The sequence below is a fragment of the Erythrobacter sp. JB1-15 genome (assembly GCF_057365035.1).
On the sequence record NZ_CP200295.1, the window covers coordinates 808,903 to 831,163 of the forward strand.

Sequence of the window (22,261 nt, forward strand, 5' to 3'; positions counted from 1 at the left end):
CGCCTTTGAGAGGATCTCACCAAATGGACAAAGACATGCTCGATCAATCAGGCCGGGTTTCACTGGTCACAGGCGCAGGGCAAGGCGTGGGCAGGCAGATTGCCCTTCACCTGTCGGCCCACAACAGCGGCGGCGTCGCCGTAAACGACTACCATCTCGACCGGGCAGAGGCGGTTGCCGAAGAAATTCGCGCGGAAGGCGGCAAAGCGATTGCGGTACAGTGCGACGTGACAGACCTTGATGCGGTCAAAGACATGGTCGCGAAAGTCAAAGCGGACTTGGGCCCGGTTGGGACGCTGATCAACAATGCTGGCAATATGGGTGCAAACCCGACCGCAGATGTGATGAAACCTTTCTGGGAAACCGGGCCAGAGGTCTGGAACCAGTCGATTGGCGTCAATCTCTATGGCGTTATGAATTGCACCGCTGCTGTGATGCCTGACTTGATCGAGCGAAACGCTCCAGGGCGTATTATTACGATCATCTCCGATGCTGCGCGCAATGGCGATGCGGGGCTGGAAATGTATGCCGGTGCAAAGGCGGGTGCAGCAGGCTTTATGCGCAGCGTTGCGCGCACCGCGGCCCGGTTTCAGGTCAACGCAAACTGCATAGCAATTTCCGCGACACGCACCCCGGCGATTGAAAAGCAGTTGGAGGATGTTGAACGGGTCAAAAAGATGTTCTCTCGCTACATTGTCCGCCGCCCAGGCGAACCGGACGATATAGCGAACATGGCGCTCTTTCTGGCGTCCGACGCAAGTTCGTGGATCAGCGGACAGACTTATCCAGTAAACGGCGGCTTTACACTCGCTCTTTGAAAGGCGTGGTTCTCGAACCAAATCAGTGACAAAGCGGGCCTCGCGATGCCGTCTATTGAAAGGCCCAAAAGAAAGGCCGCAAAATTTCTCAGTTGGGACAGCTTGGGACCAAGCGAGATTCGAAAGGGTGAAATCGCAAGAGACTGATGTCGAAACAAAAAGGCAATCAGAGGCACTAGGTTGGAATCCTCAAGAAGGACTCGCAACCTGCCAATTTTTTTGTTTTTCCGGTACTTGAATTATTGGTGCAGAAGAGGACTCGCGCTTGCAATGCAAGCTATTGTTATTAAAATACAACGCGTTGATGTCGGAATTCGTGGCCCCCAAAATGGCCCCTATGCAAAAACGTCTGCGAGGGTTCGGTTCCCGTCGGCCGTTCTTGTTCGCTGTCATTCCTCTTAGTTCACAATTTTCCAGTGAGAAAGGTAGGAGAGACAACGCACGTCCCCCAAATTCTCAATTGAATAAAGTAACACTGAACTCATGGGAGCCGAAGAATGCGATCTGGCAAATCCATTTGTCAGCTTTGCGCCCCAGTCCAAGACGTAGCCGTCCGAGATCTTAGTTCCCCAAAAGCGGACATTCTCTGAGGCCATTCCGGCCAAGGAGAATGACAATGACGTATTCACACTTTGACCCAGCTTACCAAAACCGTGTGCCTTGGAACTTCGGCGCGAAGATCGGTCCCAAGCGCCCCTTCAATCAGAAGCAGATTTGGGCGATCCGTTTCTTCCTCGATCGCGAGCAGCGCATTCGAGATCGAGCGCTCTTTGACTTGGCGATCGATAGCAAACTGCGAGGCTGTGACCTCGTCGAGCTGACGATCGGTGATTTGGTTAGTGGTCCAGTAGTCAGAGCGCGGGCGACAATCACACAGCGCAAGACAGGTCGGCCGGTTCAGTTTGAGATCGCATCAGACGCGCGTGCAAGCCTGTTTGCCTGGCTGGAACTCAGAGGAGGTGACATCGAGGACTTTGTTTTTCCAAGCCGCGTAGACCACTCCCGGCATCTCAGTACAAGGCAATATGCACGATTGGTCGATGAGTGGGTTGAGGCGATTGGCTTGCGACCAGAGGAATACGGTACTCACTCGCTTCGTCGGACCAAGGCTTCGATCATCTACAAAGCCACAGGGAATATCCGAGCGATCCAAATTTTGCTTGGCCATTCAAAGATTGAGAACATGGTTCGATACCTTGGCGTCGACATAGAGGACGCACTCACGCTCGCTGAGAAGACTGAAATCTGACGTTCAAGCGGTCGCTTAGGACTCCTGAGCGACCGCTTTCAGTATACGCAAGGTTCCTCGTTTGCGTCGGACACTGGTAGGAAGCGGACATTGCACAGAGAAAGGAAGTAAGCCCTCTGAGTAATGGGAAGCCTAGTCACTCACTCACCACAGCCAGACATAGAGCCCTATCAATATGGCAAAAGTGATTGCGGCTAGCGTTTTGAAAAGTGTGCTCGTTGCGAAGGCGATGTCACCCAGCTTGACTGTGCGATCCTCGGCAGGTCTGTCTGTCATCCGAGAGACGATCATCGCAGCAATAAAAGAGATGACGAAAACGATCCAGATGCGGATGATGAACGGGATGTCGGGCGCGCCGAATTCAGGCGAAACCTTCAACATAACATTCAGTGCGAACGATCCGATCAGCGCCGTAAAAGCACCCGCAGTGTTAGCTTGTTTGTCAAAGAATCCGAGTAGGAACACGATGACAACGCCCGGCGCGATAAAGCCGGTGTATTCCTGAACCGTCTGAAACCCGCTCTCAAACCCGCCAATGAAAGGCCGGGCCAGAACCAGCGCAATCGCCATTGCCGCAAAGGCAGCCAATCGGCCAACGGTCACATAATGCTGTTCGGGCTTCTTGGGCTGAATGCTGCGATACAGGTCCATCGTGAAGATGGTCGAGATCGAGTTCATCATTGATGCCAATGAGGAGACCACCGCAGCGATCAACGCCGCGAAAACCAGCCCACGAAGGCCAGCCGGCGCGAAGCCCATCAATTCGCCATAAGTGCGATCCGACTTTTCAGTCAGCGCATCGCCGTTGAGCACGCCTTGCTGCGCAAGAATAACTGCCGCAATGCCAGGAATAACGACGATAAAAGGCACCAGAATTTTGAGGAACGCAGCAAAGGCCAGCCCCTTTTGCGCTTCGCCCAGATTCTCAGCTCCAAGCGCTCTTTGAATGATGTATTGGTTGAACCCCCAATAGCTGAAATGCAGCACCCACAGACCACCAAGCAAGGTCCATATCCCTGGTAGGTCATTATAGGCGGGGTGATCATCGCTAAGGATCATCTCGAAGTGCCCCGGCATCTCTTGCATCAGATAGCCAAAGCCTCCCAACGCGCCATCCGCTGGCAGAGCGTCCAAGGCAAACCACGTGATCGCCGTCCCTCCTAGGATAAGGATCACAACCTGAATAATGTCAGTAAGCGCAACCGCTTTCAATCCACCGTAAAGTGAATACAAAGCAGCAAAACCAGCTAGCGCCATCATGCAATACATTATGCCCCAACCGGTGAGCGCTTGGACCGCTAGCCCGCCCAGCCAAAGAACAGTTGTCAGGTTCACCGCTGTGTAAAGCGCCACCCAAAAGACGCTCATCAGGTTTTTCACGCCGTCGCCATAGCGCTGCTGCAGGAATTGCGGCATCGTATAGATCTGGCGCTTTAGGAAGATCGGCAGGAAGTATTTGGCGACTATGAGCAGCACGATGGCCGCCTGCCATTCATAGGCGGCAATCGCTATGCCGACGGCAAAGCCTTGGCCTGACTGGCCGATGATCTGTTCCGCTGAAATATTCGAAGCGATCAGCGATGCGCCAATCGCCCACCATGGCAGGGCTCGGCCTGCGAGAAAGTAGTCCTCGGTGTTCTTGTTGTGCCCCGCAGGCTCGCGGCTCACAAACAGCGCGATCCCCAAAAGCGCAAGCGCATAGCCTGCAATTATGATGATATCGATCGTCTCAAGCGTCATTGCAGACCCCCCTTAAATTGTTGAGCGCTCATCAAAAGGAGCAGCCCGTACCCTGCGCAGAATCTTGCAAAACAACAGCCGAAATTTGAATGGTGAAAGAGGCGCTCGAACGGATGGCAAGCGCGTTATTGAGCCCCGCCAAGCATTCTTCGGCCAGCACCATACTACGCCAACCTTTGCCAGCTGCAACGGACATTTCCTGCGTGATATCGAGCGTGCTTCCGCCGCTTGCCAAGACGACAGGTGCAGAAGGACGCTCGGATACGAGATATTCGATCCGGTAGCCATTGCCCCCTTGCGGTCCGCTCAGCTCAATCGCGGTATCTGGTCCAAACGTGATTTCGCGCGCGTCCTCTTGGGTGTTTCGATCAATTCCACGGATGACAACACCGCCAGCTGAGCCACGGAAGTCGGGAAAAGAGGTTCCGTTGGACAGTGCCCTTACCTGATCGGCCAAACGGCCAGCTGCAAACCATTGCGCGCCGCCTGCGGTGTTGAGCGCGGCGCATGTTTCATCAAGCTGAGCAGTCTCGCTGGCCGCGTCATAGCGAAGGCCAAAGCCAAACGGGAGAAGTGCCCCTTCTGCGCTGTTTAGCGGATCGCCTTCGCAGGTTGCGGGCCAAGAGAATGACAGCTGTCCGGTGGGCGCGCGCGCGCCGAACAGCACATCTGCGACGCCCGCCCCTTCACTGCCTGGCAGCCATGCGGCAACAAAGGCATCGGCTGCATTGATTTCGCGGTTCATCCACATCGGACGGCCCGAAAGGAAAACGGCGACAGTCTTAATCCCTTGTGCTCGGTAGCTTTTGAGGAGCTCAAGCCCTTCTTCATCGCGGAACACCAGATCTTTGCGATCGCCGACAAATTCCGCGTAAGGCTGTTCTCCGAACACAACTATGGCAACATCGGGGTTCGCACCCCCAACTGAAGAGCCATCCGTGCTGAGTATGGCAGAGCCTCCTGCCGCTTCAGCGGCCGCGACAATTCCGCCAAAGATTGATGTTGCTCCGGGGAAATGTTCAGCGGTCAGTTCGCCGCCACCTTGCCATGTGACAGACCAGCCACCTGCCTGCTGCGGTATGTTGTCAGCCGCGGTTCCTGCGACAACAATATTGGCGGCAGAACGGATCGGCAGAACCGCGTCATTTTTAAGCAAGACAAGGGATTTCGCAACCGCTTCGCGCGCAACGTCGCGGTGATCTGCGAAGCCCAATTTCTCCCAATCTCCAGCATTAGCGCGTTCGGATGGGCGCAATCCGCCATCGGCATCGCCACCCAAAATACCGAGTTGCTGTTTGAGCCTTAGAACCCGCGTCACCGCCTCATCCAGACGCTCCATCGGTATTGTCCCATCGCGCACCTGAGCAACCGTGTTCTCATACAGCGCCTTCCAATCTTCAGGCACCATATAGACATCAAGTCCTGCCAGCAGCGCTTGAGGACAATCGGAATTGGTGCAGCCTTCGATCTGGCCATGACCATTCCAATCGCCAATAACCAAGCCTTCAAAACCAAGATTGCCGCGCAACTCGCCATCGAGAAGCGGGCCATTGCCGTGCATTTTGCGTCCATTGATCGAGTTGAAGCTGGCCATGATCGTTGACACACCGGCTTCGATGGCGGCGGGGTAAGGCGCCGCGTGGATCGCCATCAGCTCATCCAAATCGCCGTTCACATCGCCTTGGTCTACACCTTGTTCGGTGCCGCCATCGCCAAAGAAGTGCTTGGCTGTTGCTGCAACGCGGCCCGCAGACAGGTGATCCGCCTCGCCCGCGCGCCCCTGTAAGCCTTCGATCATTGCAGCACCCAAGGCAGAAACCAATTGGGGATCTTCTGAATAGCTTTCATAGGTGCGACCCCAGCGGTCATCGCGGGCAACGGCCACTGTGGGCGCAAAAGTCCAATCTATGCCTGTAGCCTCGATTTCGACAGCGGTTGCAGCTCCAACCCGGCGAATAAGATCAGGATCGCGCGTAGCGCCTAGGCCAACATTATGGGGGAAGACTGTCGCGCCGATAATATTGGAGTGACCATGTACTGCATCCGTGCCCCACAATACCGGGACAGCGGGCTCTCCATTAGGCAGAGGCTGGATTGAGGCGTCCCAATAGGCATCCGCCAGCTCAAGCCAGTCAGAAGCCGGGGCCAAATCATCACCATTGGGCCCAGAATTGCCACCATTGAGGACAGTGCCAAATCGATATGCTTGCACATCAGCTGGGGTGATTGCCGAAATGTCCGGCATAATCAGCTGAGCAACCTTTCGCTCAAGGCTCATCCGCGCCAAAAGATCCGCGATCTGCCCCTCATCGCTTAATGCAATTGGCTGCGCGACGGGCTGCGATGCAGCGGTTTGCAACGGGGTCTGCGGCCCCGTGATTGCACAAGCGCTCAACATGGTCCCGCAGGCAAGTGAGACAGCAAGAGCAAGACGTTTCATTTTTCAATCTCTCAGAATTAGCTTAAACACGCGAAAGGGCGCTCTGGGCAAGGACCGGTTTACGGAGTGGCCTGCGCGCTTTCCGCTTCGATTAGGCTGGTCGGGCGATAAACACGCACGTAATCCACTTCCATGCGCGCCGGGAAAGCAGCTGGATCTATGCCACGCCGACCGCCCCATGTGCCGCCTACTGCGACGTTCAAAAGCAAATGCTGCGGCTTATCAAATGGCCAACGGGTTTGCTTATCGCTCTCTTTCTGGAACAGGAATTTTGGCGCATCATCGACAGCGAACAACAGCATATTGGGTGCCCAAAGCAGCTGATATTTGTGCATCTGATCGCATGCCGTTGGCAATTCATGCTGGCTTGTCTTTTGCGTGCCCCGAGAGAAGTTGAAAGCGGTGGTGTGGATAGAGTGGTGGATCACGCCCGGCTCAAAACCCACATGTTCCATGATATCGATCTCGCCGCCAGCGGGCCATACGACATCGGGGTCTGTTGGCAGCATCCAAATCGCAGGCCACGTCCCTCTGCTGCAGGGCAATTTGGCGCGGATTTCGAAAAAGCCGTATGTCCAGTCGCCAAGCCCTCGGGTGATCAAACGGGCAGAGCTGTATTCTTGGCCGCCCCAATCAGAAAAACGCCCCGCGCCCAAGTCTTCTTTATGCGCCTCAATAACCAATCGGCCATCTTCAACGCGTGAGTTTTCAAGACGACCAGCAGCGTAATACTGCTTTTCGTTGTTGAACCATCCTTGCTCGTTGCGGAAGGTATCGTATTTCCATTTGGCAGGATCAGGCAGGCCCGGCGTGTCAAATTCATCTGACCAAACCAGCTTAAAGCCAGCAGGCACACTCGTCTTGGTCCGAGCAGGATTAGCCTCCGCAACCTGCTCATTGCCGGCTTGCGTTTCATGTGTATCCGCGCCGTTCGATTTAGCCGCCGCCGATGCCAAAATACCGCCTGCCGTAAGGCCCACTAAAAGGCCGCCAATAAGTTTCCTTTTCATGATCATCCGGTCCCATTGGAATGACATTGGTCAGCGCCCGTCACACCGCGCTGGCCAGACAGCGATTGAAGCGGGATGTCAGAACGTCATTCCCCGTGCGCGCTCTGACATCCCTGCAACCCGGCCCAGTTAAAACTTGGCGCGCAAGCGTGCGCCAAATGTCCGAGGCCGGATAAAGAAGCGCGTATTGTCAAACTGCGTGATGATAATCGCCGCTTCTTCCTGTGCGTTGGTGACATTGTTGCCATAGACTTCGAAGCGGTATTTGCCTTCGTCATCAATGCTCCAGCCCGCGCCGATATCGAGAGTGAAGTAGCCATCGATCCGATCAAGCAAGCGGCCGCTTGTGACGCTGGTGCCCACTCCATTCTCATCAAATTCCAGACTGTTGAAGATGGTGTGGAACTGTGACGAACGATAACCGAGAGAGGCTACCCAATCGAGCTGACCGGTTGGCAGCTCGATCACTTGGCTCAGCTTGCCGTTTAGTTGCCAACGCGGCGTGCGCGGCAAGCGGCTCCCCTCGACGGAACGGAAGACTGCATTACCCGAATCCACATCAGGTTGGAACCGGAAATCAGGAATTTCTTCAGCGTCGTTGATCTGGGCTTCAAGCCACAGGATCGAAAAATCAAAGTTGATATCGGCAGGCAACTCAAATCCACCTTCGATTTGTGCGCCGTAAATCTCTGAATCTGCCGCGTTAAAGCTGAAGGAGACGACAAGATCGGTGTTTGTTCCCGGCGGAACCGCGATATCCTGACCAAGAATACCAACCGATGTTTCGATCGCAGTCGCAACGCTCAACAGCCCAGTGAAAACTTGATCAGTATAGTCGTTGTAAAACAGCGATGCGTTCAGATAAGCCCTTTTACCACCGATATCGAATTCGTTCTTCGAGCCAATCTCATAAAGAACGACATTTTCTGTGCCATAGATCGGGGCGACACCATTGTTTCCAAGATTGTCGTTAAATCCGCCCGACTTGTGGCCATTCGCGACTAGCGCGTAAAGCAGGTTGTCAGGAGTAGCGTCTAGCTCTGCGCGAAGACGCCAATCGATGAAATCGTCCTGGAACTCTCCGTCCTGCTGGAATATCTGGCCACCGAACGGAACAGCGAAAGTGAATTGGCTGTTGAAGAATGGATCACCCCTGGTGAAGCCATCACAAAACAGGCCGTCGAAACTCACTGTATCAAGACATTCAGCTGCGCCAGGACGCTCAAAAACATCGCCTGGCAAGGGGCCAAAGTCCAAAATTTCATCAAGGTTATCGCGCTCGCCAAATTGCGCGATGCCATCGCGGTGGAATGCGAACACTTCCGCTTCTGAAATTGTGCCATCGCCATCGGTATCTGGATCAATGATGGTGCGATCAAAGGCGGAAAATTCGAAGCCCTCAGTGCCCACGCGAACGCCTAGGCAGCATTCGAAACTGCCACCTCCAAGAGCGAGACCATAACGCGCAGCGACTCCGGTGCGCTCTTTGCTGTCATCAGTGTAACGAATGCCACCGGTCAGCCTGACATTGTCACTCACCTCGTAAGTCACATCGCCATAGAGTGCATAGGAATCGGTGTCAGTTCGTGTGTTGAATTCGATCCCTTGGAAGAAGGGCCCGCGGTCCCCGGTTGACCCTAAGAAGGAACGCTGTTCTTCAGAAATATAAAGACCGCCCAGGCTCCAAATAAAGGGACCAGTAGTATTGAAGATGCGGAGCTCATGGAACTGCGAACGCGAATCCGAGATGATCCGGAAACGTGAAAAATTGTCGAGATTTTCTGCGAGAATGATCGGGTCGTTGATCACATCATCAGGCTCAGGCGTAAAGATGTTGTCACGCTCTGACAGCCGATCCAAAACACCCGGAAAATCGGGCGTCAGCGGCGTCGTGGCTTCGTAATCGTAAACCGCGTCACGATAGCTACCGATATATTCTACATTGAAGCCATCACCTTCATATTCAATGGTCGTGCGGATACCCCAGTGATCGGTGTTCAATTGCGGTGTGATCCCGCGGGCAATCACGTCACGCGGGTCAATATTGTCAAACTCTGCCTGGGTAATGTCGCCATCTTCAAGCGCACCCAGCGGCAGTGCGTAATTTGTGCCGGTATAGCCAGTACCATTTTCGGCAATGTAATCGCCAGCAATAAGAATGGACAAGCGATCGGTCGGCTCCCACAAAAGCTGCGCGCGGCCAGAAAGATTGTCCTGCGCTTCCGCCACATCAATCCCTTCGACAGGGCCAACATTGTCATAGTAGGAATCGTTTGCTTGGTAGAGACCAGAGAAACGCACTGCGACCGTGTCTGACAGTGGGATGTTCAAAACACCGCGCACAGAACGGTGATCAAAATTGCCATATTCCGCCTCAATACCGCCATCAAACCCACCAAGGCCCGGACGGAAAGAGATCGCGTTGATGGACCCTGCTGTGGCGTTGCGACCACGTAAGGTACCCTGCGGTCCGACATTGACTTCAACACGCTCAATATCGTGAAACGCCGATCCAATGCCTGATGGGCGCGGAATGTTTACCCCATCAAGGTGAAATGCAGCCGCTGGATCGCCCAGCTCGGTGTTGTTGGATGAACCAATGCCGCGAATGTATACTTCGACGTTACCTTGGTTGTTGGCGACCGAAAGGCCCGGGATCTGATTTTGTAAGTCTGTTACATTTTGAACGCCCAGCGCTCTTAAATCCTCACCGCTGATCGCAAATGCGGTTCCGGCAAAGTCCTGCAAGGTTTGCTCACGCCGGTCAGCGGTCACAATAATTGCATTGCTCGCATTGCTATCATCTGCCGATTGTTCGGATTGTTGATTCTGATTTGCTTCCTGATCCTGCGCGATGGCAGGTGCAGAAAGCGCCAAAGCGGATGCCCCAAAAGCAAGCGCGGCGGTAAAACGACGCATCGATTCTCTCCCCTTATTGGCTCTCATATGGAGCCTTCGGGAACCATGGCTATCGCGTTTTGTGACCGGTCACAAGCAAAAAATGTGACCGGTCACATTATCACTTGAAGTTCAGGTGAAAATGCGGCCATAATGTTACCCGACGGGATGAAGAGGAAAATGGTTACTAAGCAAAATGTGACTATTCGCGATGTGGCGCGCGATGTTGGCGTGTCGCGGCAAACTGTGTCGCGTGTCATCAATAACGGCCCCAATGTTAAGCCTGTGGTGCGCGAGAAGGTTGAGGAAGCAATCGACCGGCTCGGCTATGTGCCCAACCTATCAGCGCGCCGGATGCGTGGTGCGCGGTCTTACTTGATCCTCGCCATCAATGATCGTCAGCGCACCTATGACAATTGGCGCGCGGGCCGCGGCAATGACTGGGTCGACCAAATGCTGTTTGGCGGCATGACAGAGTGCGAAAAGCACGGATACCACATGGTGTTTGAGCTGATAGACACACAGCCAGAAAAAGCGCTTGAAAAGCTTTCTAAAGTCATTTCAGAACTGCGCCCTGACGGTGTTATCTTGACCCCCCGCACAGCGACAACGATGCCCTTAACCGGCTTTTATCAGACGAAGGTATTGCTTGTGCACGTGTCGGACGGCGCGAAGGCAATGGCTTTGTGGATGTGTGCATGGATGAAAAGGGGGCAGGAGCGCGGGCAACACAGCACCTCGTCGAACTCGGTCACACCCGTATCGGCTACCTCGCTGGCTCTCCTGATTACGGCACTTCACAAATGCGACTGGATGGCTTTCGGGCGATGCTTGATCAGCAAGGCCTTGATCTTCGCGAGGAGTGGATTGGCAAAGGTGAATTTGATTTCGAGATCGCAAGCAAGGTCGCGCATCAATGGCTTGAAAGCAAAGATCGCCCCACTGCGATAATCGCTGATAATGACCAGATGGCTTTCGCCGTCCTTCACAAGGTCCAAGAATTTGGTTTGCAGATCCCTGACGATCTGGCCCTGATTAGCTTCGAAGACACGCCCGGCGTCTGTCTCAGCGTGCCCCCGATGACAGCGATCCGCCAGCCTACAGCGGCGATGATTGCGCGCGCTTGTGAGGGCCTTATCGCTGCGGCATCAGGCGACAATAGCGGGGGTGCTTTGAACTGCCTTTCGAATTTATTGAGCGCGAGAGCACGGCTGCCCGGTACCAAGCTGCCTAGTTTGTCAAAGGCACTCCCCTTCACTGCCTATTGGACCTATGCGCTCGCCTTTTTAGGAGCGCATCTTGCTTTTATGCCGCTGTTTATCCTGCTGCTGCCCCGGCGTGTCGAAGCGCTCGCGCCTGAAAGCACGGCGTCCTGGCTCAGCTGGCTGTTGCTAACTGGCGGAGTTGTCGCAGGGATCGCCAATGTCACAGCTGGCGCAATAGGAGATCGCTGGCTTGAACGGTTTGGCACTCGTCGCGGCTTGGTCAGTGTGGGTGTAGGTCTACTCTTTTTGTCCTATATCGGCCTCGCGATTGCCAGCAACGTAAAGCAGCTGTTTGCCGCTCTCATCTTCTTTCAGGTCGCGCTTAATTGCTGTTTCTCGCCCCTTGGTGCTTTGCTGGCGGACCATTTTCCCGACGCAGTCAAAGGTAGGTTGAGCGGATGGATGACTGCCGCACTCCCAACCTCCAGCTTGCTGGTCTTGCCGGTTGCCTGGCTTTTTCCCTCAGATGGTTATCCCGCGTTTCTGCTGACTGGTACAGTGGTGGTGCTTTGCCTTTTGCCCCTTCTTCTTTCTTGGAGACTTGGCCCTGTGCTCGGCGAAACGGACGCAAAGCGCAGCCGAGACGCTACGGGACGTGACAGTGTAGCCAACCCACCGATCGTTGCGCGCGCGTCGCTCTGGAGAGATTTTTCCCTTGCATGGTCATCACGATTGCTGATCCAAACGGGTGCGGGCTTCGTGATCGGTTACATCTACCTGTATATTAGCGCAGTACAGCTTCAAAAAGAGATCTGGCAAAACGCAGGTGCGAGCGAAGTCTTAGCCGCGCTCACGACGCCAGCAGCCATTCTTGCGATCACGGCGACACTGATTGCCGGCTATATCTCTGATCGATGGGGCAGAAGACGCAGGCCTTTATTTGTCTTTGCATACATGTTTGCAATTGGATTGGGAATCCTCGCAGGAACCAATGAATTCGTCCTGTTCTTGGTAGGTTATGCGCTAATCCAATCAGCTTTAGCGGCCTATCTCTCTGTTGATACGGCTTTGGTTGCTCAGCTGGTTGGGGGCCACGCAAAGCGCGGCCTGCTACTCGGCTTCATGAATCTCTCAAACACCCTGCCTTCAGTGATTGTCCCCTCAATCGCGCTCTTCGTGTTCACCGACAACCAGATCGCATCAATGCTAACTGCTATGTTCGCAGCGTTCGCAATCTTGGCTATCCTAGCAGGAGGCCTAATCCTTCTAATCCGCGGAGTGTCTTAGAAGCAGCCCATCAAGCATACGCAGAAGCATGCCGGCGCCCTACAATCTGCTTGCGTCCGAAATTGGGTCGTGAACAAACTGTCTGCTTCTAAGGATCGAGCAACCAAGAGCGGACAGTCACCTCTCGGCCCAAAATCAGGCCCCTTTGGCTATCAAAACGACCGCGCGCAGCGCACCAGTTCATCAATATGGCTTCGCGTGAAATCAACAATGTGAGCCACTTTGATCATGCCTACGCTGCTGAACATTGAGCGGGTAGCGCTGGTGCTGGGCTGCAAGACTTGAAGTTTGTTGGAGCAGGCCGGGCATTTGAAGGCCAACAAATCTTAGTGTTAGAAGCTACTCTCAGCCCTCTCGCCAACTCATGCACTATTGCCAAAAATGGGCACAGTCCGCCTATTTTTCTTGGAATTAGACTTTGCTGACTACGAGCTCGAACATCGGTCTGAAAGGTTCGAAAAAGCTGGTACTCAACCTTGGTAGCGTCTCAGTGGCAAACGTGTGTTTTTGAGCGTCAGACCTAATGGCAATCCGCTCGCCGCCGCCAGGCATTGGCTCCGTTGTAAAGAATTCAGCGGTCTCCTCTGCTCCATAGAAGAGGTGCTCTATCTCGCAAAGCGATGCGCCCCCAAAGCAACTGCCATCTGGCTTCAACACCTGTGCTTTGATTGTCTCATTTTCCGGTACAGGCAGAAGGAATGCGTAGGAGTTCCTATCGCCGAGTTTCTTGCACATTCCGCGCATTAGGTCTTCTTCGACCAGATCGCCTTGCAGGCCGTTCCAATGATCATAAGCTTTGTCGAGATCAAACAGTCCGAACATAGGCTTGCCGTCCATCTCGACCAAGATTCGATTATCCTGGAGCAGCTGCTTCAGATAGCTGCAACTGAACGCGTAGAATGGGATGAATGGCAGCTCGGTTCCGTAAAGGCGATGCCAAGCCTCCTTAATAATGATCGGATCCGTGCTGCCTTCGGTAAAGAACACCGGTTTTTTTTCGATCTGTATCGCATTGATGATGCTCAGAAGCTGTTCTTGCTCCGTATATTTGATGAGGTTCGAGCTGAGTTTCTCGATTGCCACTCATTTGACAGTATACATCATAGCCTAAATCAGAGATGCCATCGCTAACGAATTTGTATCCGCCGCGCTGAGTTTTTCGAAAATGGTCATTCAGTTCTCGGATGCGCGTAGTCCTGTCGCGGCTCTTCGCCCCTCTATTGTTTCGCATGATATTTTCCTCGTTCACTTTTTGTTCTATGCATATTTACAGCATCGTGATGAGTGTGCGTTGCGCATCCCTATCGCCTTGTATGTAGCGCTCAGTAGTGGTCAGCGCCCTTTGTCCGGCAAGCTCCTGCACATCGCGCAGTGAACCGCCAAACTTGCTCACCAATCTAGCTGATTGTGTGATGAATGTGCGTCTCCCCGAATGGGACGAGCAGCCAACCAACCCAAGGTCGCGATATGCGAACCCAAACCAATTCACGATGCCTCGCGGGGTCATGTGACCGCCACGCTCGGAAAGCACCACAGGACCAGTGGCAGGTTTGCCTTGCTCCCTATGTAGGCGTTTCAACGCGCGCCTGAGGTCTCTATGCAGAGGGATTGTCCGGCCGCTGCCATACTTTGCAATCCCGCCACTTAGGGTTAGTTGGTCGGCGACTTTGTTGTCCGATCTAAGGACCATTTGCCATGTGAGGCCAGCTATCTCGCAAGCTCGCAAACCTGCCTTGAAGCTCAAGAGCACAATGGCCTGATCTCGTAGCTTGTGCCTCTTGGTGCGACAGTGTCGCAGCAGGCGATCAACATCACTGCCTTGAAGCACTTTAGCTGGCTGCCCCTTCATCGCGGTATCCTGTTCTGGCTCGCACGGCACCATGCCGCCCTAGCCAGCTACAGTTTAGCAATATGGCAGCATGCCGTCCAATTAGTGTTTTATTTCCGTGTTTTAGAACAAATTAGGACGACTTTAGTTCGTCGAGATAATCGCTCCACCATTGGGCCATTTCGACACGCTCATTCCAATGAGTACCACGATGGTAGATACCCCGCACTGTGTTGGAATCTTTATGGGCCAACGCTCGCTCGATTGCATCAGCGGACCATTTCCCACTTTCGTTCAGGAGCGTGCTCGCCATCGCCCTAAAGCCATGAGCGGTCATCTCGTTGCCGCTATAGCCCATCCTTCGAAGGGCTGCGTTGATCGTGTTTTCAGACATGGGCCGATTGCCCGGGTAGAGCGAAGAGAATACGTATCGCTGCCCCGCACTGATCACCCTCGCCGCTTCCAGAATTCCCATTGCTTGCCGTGACAGTGGGACCATGTGAGGGTCGCGCATTTTCATTTTGTCTGCTGAGATAGTCCAAACAGACTTGTCTAGATCAAACTCCTCCCATTCGGCACGGCGCAGCTCACCTGGGCGAACGAACACGTGTGGGGTGAGCTTAAGCGCCAGCCAGGTAAGAGGTTGGCCTGCGAAACCATCGATAGCTCTTAGCAATTCTCCAACCTGTTTGGGGTCGACTATGGCGCTATGATGCTTGACCGTTGGTGTGATCAAAGCACCTCTGAGCAGCGCCGATGGATCGGCTGTCGCTCGCGAGGTGGCAACTGCATATCGAAAGACCCTGCCAGACAGAGAACGCATCCGACGAGCGGTTTCATGATGACCTTTCGCCTCAACTTTCTGAAGCGCGCTTAGTAGCTCAGCAGCTGTGATTTCGGTGATTGGTCGATGTTGGATATCATTTGCTAGCAGAGAAAGAAGCCAACGGGTTTTCTTAATCGTAACCGCAGCGCGTCCCTCTTTCTCAATCTTAGCGACATACTCCTCGCCGATCACTCCAAAGGTGTTCTCGGACGCTTCACGCTTTTCGTTGGCAAGTTGAGCCTTTACGCTCGCCGGATCAGCTCCATTCGCCAAGAGGGTCCGGGCTTCATCGCGCCTTTCCCGAGCTACCTTGAGCGAGATGTCAGGATACCGGCCTAGCGAAAGCTTCTTCTCTTTACCGAGATACCGATATTTCAGCCTCCATAGTTTTCCACCTGACGGCTGAACGAGCAAAAATAAGCCGCGCTCATCAAACATCTTTCGAGGTTTTGCCGAAGGTTTGGCATTCCGAATCGCAGTATCCGTCAAAGGCATTTGGGGGCCACCATCATCCGCTGCAAAAAGTGGCCCCTCAAGTGGCCCCATTCAGCGAGCGATTGCAGGCGAACATGGACGAACAAACGCGACCAGAAACTGCCTTTATTTGGCAGAAATCCGGGCTTTCCTCAACCACTAAGACGTTGCGGGAAATTATCAAATGGTGCCCAGAAGAGGACTCGAACCTCCACATCCTTGCGAATACGTGCACCTGAAGCACGCGCGTCTACCAATTCCGCCATCTGGGCACACACATCAAAGCGCGCAGCGTGCGGCTTTGGGTAGGCGCGGGCCAATAGCGAGGCGTGGGGCGCTCTGTCAACGCAAACCTCGCTGCTTGCGCGCTAATGCGCATCAATTCGGAACAAAGGAACTCTTGCCCAAGCCGGCTCATTGACGCATGGGGCAGGCAATCCTTCGGGCCTTCTTCGTCTCAACCGTGTTAAGAGCGTATCGACATGACCAGCACTTCTCCGCTTTCAAACAAACTCATCACCGTTTTCGGTGGCAGCGGCTATATTGGTCAATATGTCGCGCAGAGTCTGCTGTCGCGCGGGGCCAGGCTTCGGATCGCCAGCCGCAATCCTGAAAAAGCACATGCGTTAAAGCCGCTTGCCAATCTGGGACAATTGCAGTTTGCGCGCTGTGACATCACCAGCGAAGACAGCGTTCGTGCAAGCCTTCACGGCGCTGATTATGTGGTCAATCTGGTAGGCGCTTTCGCTGGCAACCTTACCGAGCTTATGGGTGAAGCGCCTGGCAGGATGGCGCAAATTGCCGCGGACAATGGCGCCGCAGCGTTTGTCCATGTGAGCGCGATTGGTGCAGATGCCAATTCCTCTGCCGAATATGCGCGAGGCAAAGCCCTTGGCGAGGCGCGCGTGCTGGATGCCTTTCCCAAGGCAACAGTGCTGAGGCCATCCATTGTCTTTGCCAGGGATGACAATTTTCTCAATATGTTTGGCCAGATGATCGAGACATTGCCGGTGCTGCCCGTCTTTGGTCCGGATGCCAAACTGCAATTGGTGTATGTTGATGACGTGGCCGAGGCGATTGCTGCCGCGCTTGAGCAGCCTGAAAATCATGGCGGCGCCACTTATGAGCTGGGCGGGCCAGAGCAGCTTTCCATGATGGAGATCAATGAGAGGATTGCGGCGGCACAAGGGCGCGAGCGGACCTTTATTGCGATGCCGGATGGGCTGTCATCTTTGTTTGCCGCCATGCCGCTTACTCCGATGAGCCGCGATCAATGGACGCTTTTGAAACCCGGCAGCACTGTATCGGGGGAACATCGCAGCTTTGCGGATCTTGGGATTGAGCCCAGACCGCTTGGACTGTTCCTTGATGATTGGATGCTGCGGTTCCGCAAGCATGGGCGGTTTGGCCCGATCAATGAACGGGAAAAGCAGCGCAATTCGGCGGGATAGACCGGAGGAACGCTAGAGATTGGCCTTATAAAGCGCCAGCAGGTCCGTATAGGCGATGGCTGCCGCTTCGCCGTCGTAGGACGGCGTATCAGGTACAGTCCAGCCGTGATTGCCATCATAGACTTTCACGTCCGCTGAAAGGTTTGCTGCATTGGCCGCGGCTGCGAACTGCGTCTTTTCATCGGGCGCTTTTTCATCATCGTCCTTTGCGACCGCGATCAGCAGCGCGGCCTTCGCAGAATCGAGCAGTTTGTGCGGGCTTTTATCGTAATCATCGCGCACCAGTCCCCCGCCGTGAAAGCTGGCCGCAGCCTTGATCCGGTCTGGCACTGCGGCTGCGCTCCAGATGGTGAAGGGGCCGCCCATGCAATAGCCTTGTGTGCCGATGCCTTTGGATGTGTCGACCGCGTCTTGCTCATCGAGCCAGGCCGCAGCCGCCAGAGCATCGCGGCCAATACTGTCGGCGTTGTGTTTGGCGCGATATGGCGCGACCGCTTCCAATGCGCCGCCATCAATCCAGGCGGCGAAGTCTTCATATTGCTGGCCTGCGACATCGCGGTAATAGGGGTTGAGGACGAGCACGGCATAGCCTTCGCCCGCGAGCCGCCGGGCCATATTGCGCTTGGCTTCTCGCAGAGACGCGATATCGGGCCAGAAGATGACAGCGGGGTGTTTGCCCTCTTCCGGATGGACGAAGAAGGCATCCATTGTGCCGTCGGCTGTGTCGAAGGTTACGCCGGATTCTTTTACTGCCAACGCCTCTGGGCTGGTGTTTCCCTCCGCGCTTGCGCCGGTTTGTGCAGGCGCACAGGCCGCAACCGCACCTGCGCCCGTCATTACCCCAAATTGGCGCCGGCTTATGGTGTCTTTGGCCCAGGTTTTAAGATCAGCGTCTTCGCACATTTCAGCGGCTCCTTGTTGGCATGTTCGGCTATATCTAGAAACGCCAAGCGATCTTTGAAAGACCAGAATAACGCGGCACGGCCGCTGTCATCCATCACTGGCGGAGAAGAAGTTCAATTCCAGCAGGATATTGTCAGGATCACGGGTGAATATCTGGCGCAGTCCTGCAGATGACACGGAATTCACTTCATAATCGGCCGCCTTTTCATCAAGGCGAGCCTTCACGCCATCAAAATCCCGACATCTCAGCGCGATATGGTGGATCGCCCCTGTTGGCGCGCCGGGTGAAACAGACCGATCATAAAATCGCGGGAAATCGGCCGAGTTGAGATGCAAGATCGCCTGGCCTGAACCATCGCACATCCATCGCACCTGATCCGGCCGCATAGGAGGAGGTCCGTCGCGTTCTTCGAGATCGAGGAGTTGGGCGTAGAACTTTGCAGACCGATCCAATTGATTGGTAATGATGTTCACATGATCGAGACGCTCAACAATCATCTTTTTGCCTTTTCCCTTATACATCGCTTATCTTCGTGCGTTGCTTATCGTCGAAGATGCCTAGTCTTTGAAGATAACCGTCCGATTGCCGTTTAGCAAAACGCGTTCCTCAACGAACAAACGCACCGCTTCTGCCAGTACGCGGCGTTCAATATCGCGCCCTTTGCGCACCAGATCAGAAGGGCTGTCGGCGTGACCGATGCGTTCGATATCCTGATGGATGATCGGACCTTCATCCAGATCAGCGGTGACGAAATGGGCGGTCGCACCGATGATCTTGACCCCTCGGGAATGCGCCTGATGATAGGGCCGCGCGCCTTTGAAACCGGGCAGAAAACTGTGATGGATGTTGATGCAGCGCCCGGCAAAATACGCCGATTGTTCATCTGAGAATATCTGCATGTAACGCGCCAGCACAATCAGTTCAGCATCCGCTTGCTCTGCGATCGCGCGCAATTGCGCTTCTGCCTCGGGCTTTGTCCCTTTGGTCACGGGCACGTGATGAAAAGCGATATCGCCAATATCCATTCGGATCGCAGTTTCGCGCGGATGATTGGAGACGATTGCAACCGGATCGATGTTCAATTCGCCCGTGCGCCAGCGATAAAGCAGATCAACCAGGCAGTGATCGGCTTTGCTGACCATGATGATAGTGCGGCGCGGCCGATCACGCTGAGCGATCTTCCAGCGCATTGCATAGCTTTGTGCAAAACCTGCAAACTGGCTGCGCAAATCGCTGGGGCCAGCCGTATCGTTATCGCCCTCAGCAGGTTCAAAAACCACGCGCATAAAGAACCGGCCATCCCCGTCTGCGCTGCCGCGATCATTGAATTGCTGCGCATCAAGAATGTTGCAGCCGCGCTCAAACAGAAAGGCGGTTACCTTTGCAGTGATGCCGGGCTGATCGGCACAATCCAGCGTAAGAACAAGAGGGCGCATCATAATGGCGAGGCGCTAAGGCGTTTGGGTGGGTGTTGCCAGCCATTTTGTTCGGCTTCCCTGCCATCGAGCGGCGTGAGCATGATGCCAAGGTAAGCAATGCGTAATCCATTTCTGCCAAAGCGGCTCACCCTACCAATTCTTGAAAGCCGCCCATTCAAATGCCCGCTGACCAAACCAATCCAGCGCAATATCGCTTTGCACGCATCTGCTTGGCCGCAAGCCTTGCGGGCATGGCGATGGCATCGGGCAGCGCCGTCCATGCTTCCTCTGATGAAGTGCGCAGCGATGATGCAGGGTATAAGGCGGTACGGGTTGCTTTTCACACACTTGATCTGACACAGCGAAGCCAGCGCGGGATGCTGGATCGGCGATTATACGGCGCCGTGCGCGAAGTTTGCGGCAAGCGCCCGCTGGTCCGGTTTGGGCAAGGCCACCGGCAATATCGCACCTGCAAACAGCGGGCACGCGCAAGCTATAAATTGCAGCTCAAAGTGGCGCTGAACAATGCAAATGCGCGCCGGGTTGCGGCTTTATCTGACAGGCTAAGCGTGGTTGGTATGCGGTTCTAGGCCGGGGCCGGTGTGCCCCGCTGCCAGCCGTTCAAACGGTTTGGCTTGATACTCGCATTGCCCCACCTGTTTGCCCCCGCCAGCCCGCGCAATCACGAGCGCAAGTTCGGCCTGACGCAAAGTCCAATCCACCGTGGATTCCAGCCGCGCGATCCCGGCACTTGCGCTTAATCGGGGCGAACGCTGCGAGGAAGCCATCGCGATATCAGAAAAGGTGGCAAGCACATCCTGCGCCCAAGCCCGCGCATCAGCCAGAGTGAGATCGGGCACCATCACAGCAAACCTTTCCCCGTCTAGCTGAGCAAGTTCGAAACCCGGCTGGATCATCGCTTCGAGGAATTTGGCAAAGCCCCATTGGATTTCATCCGAAGTGCGCTGGCCGTATTGCAGCAACATCGCGCGCATCCGGTCAACGGCGAACACCACGACCACTTGCTCGCTGCCGGCTGCCAGTTTGCGGCGCATCTGAGCGCAAAAGGCGGGGCGATTGGCAAGCCCTGTCAGCGGATCGGTGACCGCGCGCGAATGCAGCTCACCTTCGAGGCGGCGCAGATGCTGAACCGAGCGCAGCAAACCAACCGCGCCGATGATTTCACCTGGCTTCGTTGAAGCTGCCCGATGCGCTAGATTGGGACAGTCAATCGCGGCTGGCGGGCCAGCGCTTTCACCGCCAACTATCGGGCGCAGACTTAAGGAATACCAGCGCTGCGATGCCGATGGCAGGCAATCATCGCCATTGTCATAAACCAGCACCGGAAATTCAACGCATTCGGCATGCGCCTGCTGAGTAAGTACATCCTCAGCATAAGCGGCAACGAGGTCGCTGTGAGCAGGTTCGGATAGATCGCTGATATGCGGCATCAACAATTGCGCGTTCAAGTCTTCGCCCAGCTGCGCGATATTGGCAGATGCGTGGATGATAAACCCATTGGCATCCAGTTTGACGACAATGTCGCCCGATGCCTCTTCAAGCAATCCGTGGAGCACTTGCCCCTCTACGATATTCAAACCAAATCCCATGCCGAAAGCCCCCGGCTAAAAACACCCTGTTATTCTCTTCGAATCTCTGTGAGTCTTGTAAGCTAAAAATCAGCTTTTATTTAGCGTGAATTCACCCTTATAAGGCATTCTACTAAGTATTTCTATTTTTATTAGGCTAACTCAACTAATATTCGAATCGAATTATTACTCAATTTACCATGTAAAACAGGTGTGTCAGGGATTCGATTTCGTTTTTATCGGATTTTACACCCTCACACCTCAACCATGATACGAATGTTGTGGGGGTCCGTTCCGTAGGCCGTAGCAATGCGTAAACGGCATTCCTCGATCAAAGCCGCGCTGTCGCCTGCGCCGCCTGACACACGCAATTCATCCGCCGAAACACCCAGAACATGTGCGATCGCGTCCAGACGTTCGGGGATGGGTTTGGCTTTGCCTTTCTCCCATGCCCAGACCGTTGGCTTGCTGACGCCCAACGCCTCGGCAACATCGGCCAAGGTCATTGATCGTTCGCGGCGCAGGCGGTTGAGCCGGATGCCAAAGGGTTCACCGCGATGGGCTGCGGGTTTGGCCGGCGCTGCTTGATGATCCTGCGGGGATGCAGGCGGGGACGTGCGCGAAGATGCGGGCGATGATCCCAGCGGAAACACCGGGTCCAGCGATCCAATCACTGTACCGCGCAAGGCTGCTGCAGCCAAAGCCGCTTCGCTCAAAACCCGGTCAAACGCGCAGCCATACAAATCGCCGCTGTGCCAAACTATCGCAGCGGAAACGCCGCCGATTTGCGGCAGATCGATATCGATGACCTCGCCCTCGTCCAGATCGGCATCGGTTTCCAGCAGCAGACCTGCGACCGACAAGTTGTGGATCGTGACATTGGCTTCAGCCCCGCCCGGTATTCGCCCGCTGGTTTCCAGATACATCGACCTGCGCGGATGTTGCCGGTTTTCGTTGGGATTGGACGGGTGTTCAAGGTGGGCTTTGATCGCCATGATTGATCGCTCCAGTTGGGAACGATCATAATCATCGCCAGAAAGTTAAGATGGAGTTAGCGGCCAGCCCTTACTTGCGAGGGATTGCACCGCCTGTGCGGCCTGAGAGCAGAGCTGGAGGCAGCGTGG

General features: G+C 54.8%; 17 protein-coding genes, 1 tRNA gene and 1 pseudogene. 6 read left to right on the forward strand and 13 right to left on the reverse strand.

Features of this window, described 5'->3' with window-relative positions; genetic code table 11:
- The first annotated feature begins 23 nt into the window (after positions 1 to 23).
- Both AC0V6L_RS03855 and AC0V6L_RS03860 read left to right on the forward strand, forming a co-directional pair.
- Complete coding sequence (locus tag AC0V6L_RS03855) at positions 24 to 818, forward strand: SDR family NAD(P)-dependent oxidoreductase (protein ID WP_486153088.1); 795 nt, start codon at positions 24 to 26, stop codon at positions 816 to 818.
- Positions 819 to 1,434: 616 nt separating this feature from the next.
- Positions 1,435 to 2,067, forward strand: a complete 633-nt coding sequence (locus AC0V6L_RS03860; protein WP_486153089.1) for a tyrosine-type recombinase/integrase — start codon at positions 1,435 to 1,437, stop codon at positions 2,065 to 2,067.
- Between the two features lie 144 nt (positions 2,068 to 2,211).
- Here the strand turns inward: AC0V6L_RS03860 and AC0V6L_RS03865 are convergent, their stop codons facing one another.
- The 4 genes from AC0V6L_RS03865 to AC0V6L_RS03880 form a co-directional block, all read right to left on the reverse strand.
- Positions 2,212 to 3,807: a sodium:solute symporter family transporter gene (locus AC0V6L_RS03865; protein ID WP_486153090.1), complete on the reverse strand. Its 1,596-nt coding sequence runs from the start codon at positions 3,805 to 3,807 to the stop codon at positions 2,212 to 2,214.
- 31 nt (positions 3,808 to 3,838) lie between these two features.
- Positions 3,839 to 6,247, reverse strand: coding sequence for a glycoside hydrolase family 3 protein (locus AC0V6L_RS03870; RefSeq protein ID WP_486153091.1), 2,409 nt, complete (start codon positions 6,245 to 6,247; stop codon positions 3,839 to 3,841).
- A 59-nt stretch (positions 6,248 to 6,306) separates the two neighbouring features.
- Complete coding sequence (locus AC0V6L_RS03875) at positions 6,307 to 7,257, reverse strand: glycoside hydrolase family 16 protein (protein ID WP_486153092.1); 951 nt, start codon at positions 7,255 to 7,257, stop codon at positions 6,307 to 6,309.
- Positions 7,258 to 7,386: 129 nt separating this feature from the next.
- On the reverse strand, positions 7,387 to 10,176 hold the full coding sequence (locus AC0V6L_RS03880; RefSeq protein ID WP_486153093.1) for a TonB-dependent receptor: 2,790 nt from the start codon (positions 10,174 to 10,176) through the stop codon (positions 7,387 to 7,389).
- Positions 10,177 to 10,335: 159 nt separating this feature from the next.
- On the opposite strand from AC0V6L_RS03880, the pseudogene AC0V6L_RS03885 reads away from it, so the two are divergent.
- Together AC0V6L_RS03885 and AC0V6L_RS03890 are read left to right on the forward strand one after the other, a co-directional pair.
- Positions 10,336 to 10,482: pseudogene (locus AC0V6L_RS03885) on the forward strand (LacI family DNA-binding transcriptional regulator); the annotation flags it as partial.
- A 371-nt stretch (positions 10,483 to 10,853) separates the two neighbouring features.
- Complete coding sequence (locus AC0V6L_RS03890; RefSeq protein ID WP_486153094.1) at positions 10,854 to 12,647, forward strand: MFS transporter; 1,794 nt, start codon at positions 10,854 to 10,856, stop codon at positions 12,645 to 12,647.
- 411 nt (positions 12,648 to 13,058) lie between these two features.
- On the opposite strand, the gene AC0V6L_RS03895 is transcribed toward AC0V6L_RS03890, so the two are convergent.
- From AC0V6L_RS03895 to AC0V6L_RS03910, 4 genes are all read right to left on the reverse strand, one after another.
- Positions 13,059 to 13,730 carry a hypothetical protein gene (locus AC0V6L_RS03895; RefSeq protein WP_486153095.1) on the reverse strand — a complete coding sequence of 224 codons (672 nt, stop codon included), beginning with the start codon at positions 13,728 to 13,730 and terminating at the stop codon, positions 13,059 to 13,061.
- 184 nt (positions 13,731 to 13,914) lie between these two features.
- On the reverse strand, positions 13,915 to 14,529 hold the full coding sequence (locus AC0V6L_RS03900; protein ID WP_486153096.1) for a tyrosine-type recombinase/integrase: 615 nt from the start codon (positions 14,527 to 14,529) through the stop codon (positions 13,915 to 13,917).
- Between the two features lie 79 nt (positions 14,530 to 14,608).
- A complete protein-coding gene (locus tag AC0V6L_RS03905) occupies positions 14,609 to 15,847 on the reverse strand; it encodes a tyrosine-type recombinase/integrase (RefSeq protein WP_486153097.1) in 1,239 nt (412 codons plus the stop codon).
- A 113-nt stretch (positions 15,848 to 15,960) separates the two neighbouring features.
- A tRNA-Leu gene (locus AC0V6L_RS03910) sits at positions 15,961 to 16,047 on the reverse strand.
- A gap of 210 nt (positions 16,048 to 16,257) precedes the next feature.
- Between AC0V6L_RS03910 and AC0V6L_RS03915 the strand changes: the two genes are divergently transcribed.
- Positions 16,258 to 17,226, forward strand: coding sequence for a complex I NDUFA9 subunit family protein (locus AC0V6L_RS03915; RefSeq protein WP_486153098.1), 969 nt, complete (start codon positions 16,258 to 16,260; stop codon positions 17,224 to 17,226).
- 12 nt (positions 17,227 to 17,238) lie between these two features.
- On the opposite strand, the gene AC0V6L_RS03920 is transcribed toward AC0V6L_RS03915, so the two are convergent.
- The 3 genes from AC0V6L_RS03920 to purU form a co-directional block, all read right to left on the reverse strand.
- Positions 17,239 to 18,129: a dienelactone hydrolase family protein gene (locus AC0V6L_RS03920; RefSeq protein ID WP_486153099.1), complete on the reverse strand. Its 891-nt coding sequence runs from the start codon at positions 18,127 to 18,129 to the stop codon at positions 17,239 to 17,241.
- A gap of 87 nt (positions 18,130 to 18,216) precedes the next feature.
- Complete coding sequence (locus tag AC0V6L_RS03925; protein ID WP_486153100.1) at positions 18,217 to 18,651, reverse strand: VOC family protein; 435 nt, start codon at positions 18,649 to 18,651, stop codon at positions 18,217 to 18,219.
- A 36-nt stretch (positions 18,652 to 18,687) separates the two neighbouring features.
- On the reverse strand, positions 18,688 to 19,569 hold the full coding sequence (gene purU, locus AC0V6L_RS03930) for a formyltetrahydrofolate deformylase (RefSeq protein WP_486153101.1): 882 nt from the start codon (positions 19,567 to 19,569) through the stop codon (positions 18,688 to 18,690).
- 158 nt (positions 19,570 to 19,727) lie between these two features.
- Here purU and AC0V6L_RS03935 point away from each other — a divergent pair, with 158 nt between their 5' ends.
- Positions 19,728 to 20,138, forward strand: a complete 411-nt coding sequence (locus tag AC0V6L_RS03935) for a UrcA family protein (RefSeq protein WP_486153102.1) — start codon at positions 19,728 to 19,730, stop codon at positions 20,136 to 20,138.
- On the opposite strand, the gene AC0V6L_RS03940 is transcribed toward AC0V6L_RS03935, so the two are convergent.
- Both AC0V6L_RS03940 and AC0V6L_RS03945 read right to left on the reverse strand, forming a co-directional pair.
- A complete protein-coding gene (locus AC0V6L_RS03940) occupies positions 20,112 to 21,158 on the reverse strand; it encodes a GGDEF domain-containing protein (protein ID WP_486153103.1) in 1,047 nt (348 codons plus the stop codon). The two genes, AC0V6L_RS03935 and AC0V6L_RS03940, sit on opposite strands and share 27 nt — an antisense overlap.
- Positions 21,159 to 21,391: 233 nt before the next feature.
- A complete protein-coding gene (locus AC0V6L_RS03945) occupies positions 21,392 to 22,132 on the reverse strand; it encodes a helix-turn-helix domain-containing protein (RefSeq protein ID WP_486153104.1) in 741 nt (246 codons plus the stop codon).
- Between the last annotated feature and the right edge of the window lie 129 nt (positions 22,133 to 22,261).

Excerpts from the sequence above, each read along its gene's own strand:
- AC0V6L_RS03855 (WP_486153088.1), top strand. The coding sequence starts at position 24 with ATGGACAAAGACATGCTCGATCAATCAGGCCGGGTTTCACTGGTCACA.
- AC0V6L_RS03860 (WP_486153089.1), top strand. The coding sequence starts at position 1,435 with ATGACGTATTCACACTTTGACCCAGCTTACCAAAACCGTGTGCCTTGG.
- AC0V6L_RS03865 (WP_486153090.1), bottom strand. The coding sequence starts at position 3,807 with ATGACGCTTGAGACGATCGATATCATCATAATTGCAGGCTATGCGCTT.
- AC0V6L_RS03870 (WP_486153091.1), bottom strand. The coding sequence starts at position 6,247 with ATGAAACGTCTTGCTCTTGCTGTCTCACTTGCCTGCGGGACCATGTTG.
- AC0V6L_RS03875 (WP_486153092.1), bottom strand. The coding sequence starts at position 7,257 with ATGAAAAGGAAACTTATTGGCGGCCTTTTAGTGGGCCTTACGGCAGGC.
- AC0V6L_RS03880 (WP_486153093.1), bottom strand. The coding sequence starts at position 10,176 with ATGCGTCGTTTTACCGCCGCGCTTGCTTTTGGGGCATCCGCTTTGGCG.
- AC0V6L_RS03890 (WP_486153094.1), top strand. The coding sequence starts at position 10,854 with ATGGATGAAAAGGGGGCAGGAGCGCGGGCAACACAGCACCTCGTCGAA.
- AC0V6L_RS03900 (WP_486153096.1), bottom strand. The coding sequence starts at position 14,529 with ATGGTGCCGTGCGAGCCAGAACAGGATACCGCGATGAAGGGGCAGCCA.
- AC0V6L_RS03905 (WP_486153097.1), bottom strand. The coding sequence starts at position 15,847 with ATGGGGCCACTTGAGGGGCCACTTTTTGCAGCGGATGATGGTGGCCCC.
- AC0V6L_RS03915 (WP_486153098.1), top strand. The coding sequence starts at position 16,258 with ATGACCAGCACTTCTCCGCTTTCAAACAAACTCATCACCGTTTTCGGT.
- AC0V6L_RS03920 (WP_486153099.1), bottom strand. The coding sequence starts at position 18,129 with ATGTGCGAAGACGCTGATCTTAAAACCTGGGCCAAAGACACCATAAGC.
- AC0V6L_RS03925 (WP_486153100.1), bottom strand. The coding sequence starts at position 18,651 with ATGTATAAGGGAAAAGGCAAAAAGATGATTGTTGAGCGTCTCGATCAT.
- purU (WP_486153101.1), bottom strand. The coding sequence starts at position 19,569 with ATGATGCGCCCTCTTGTTCTTACGCTGGATTGTGCCGATCAGCCCGGC.
- AC0V6L_RS03935 (WP_486153102.1), top strand. The coding sequence starts at position 19,728 with ATGCCCGCTGACCAAACCAATCCAGCGCAATATCGCTTTGCACGCATC.
- AC0V6L_RS03940 (WP_486153103.1), bottom strand. The coding sequence starts at position 21,158 with ATGGGATTTGGTTTGAATATCGTAGAGGGGCAAGTGCTCCACGGATTG.
- AC0V6L_RS03945 (WP_486153104.1), bottom strand. The coding sequence starts at position 22,132 with ATGGCGATCAAAGCCCACCTTGAACACCCGTCCAATCCCAACGAAAAC.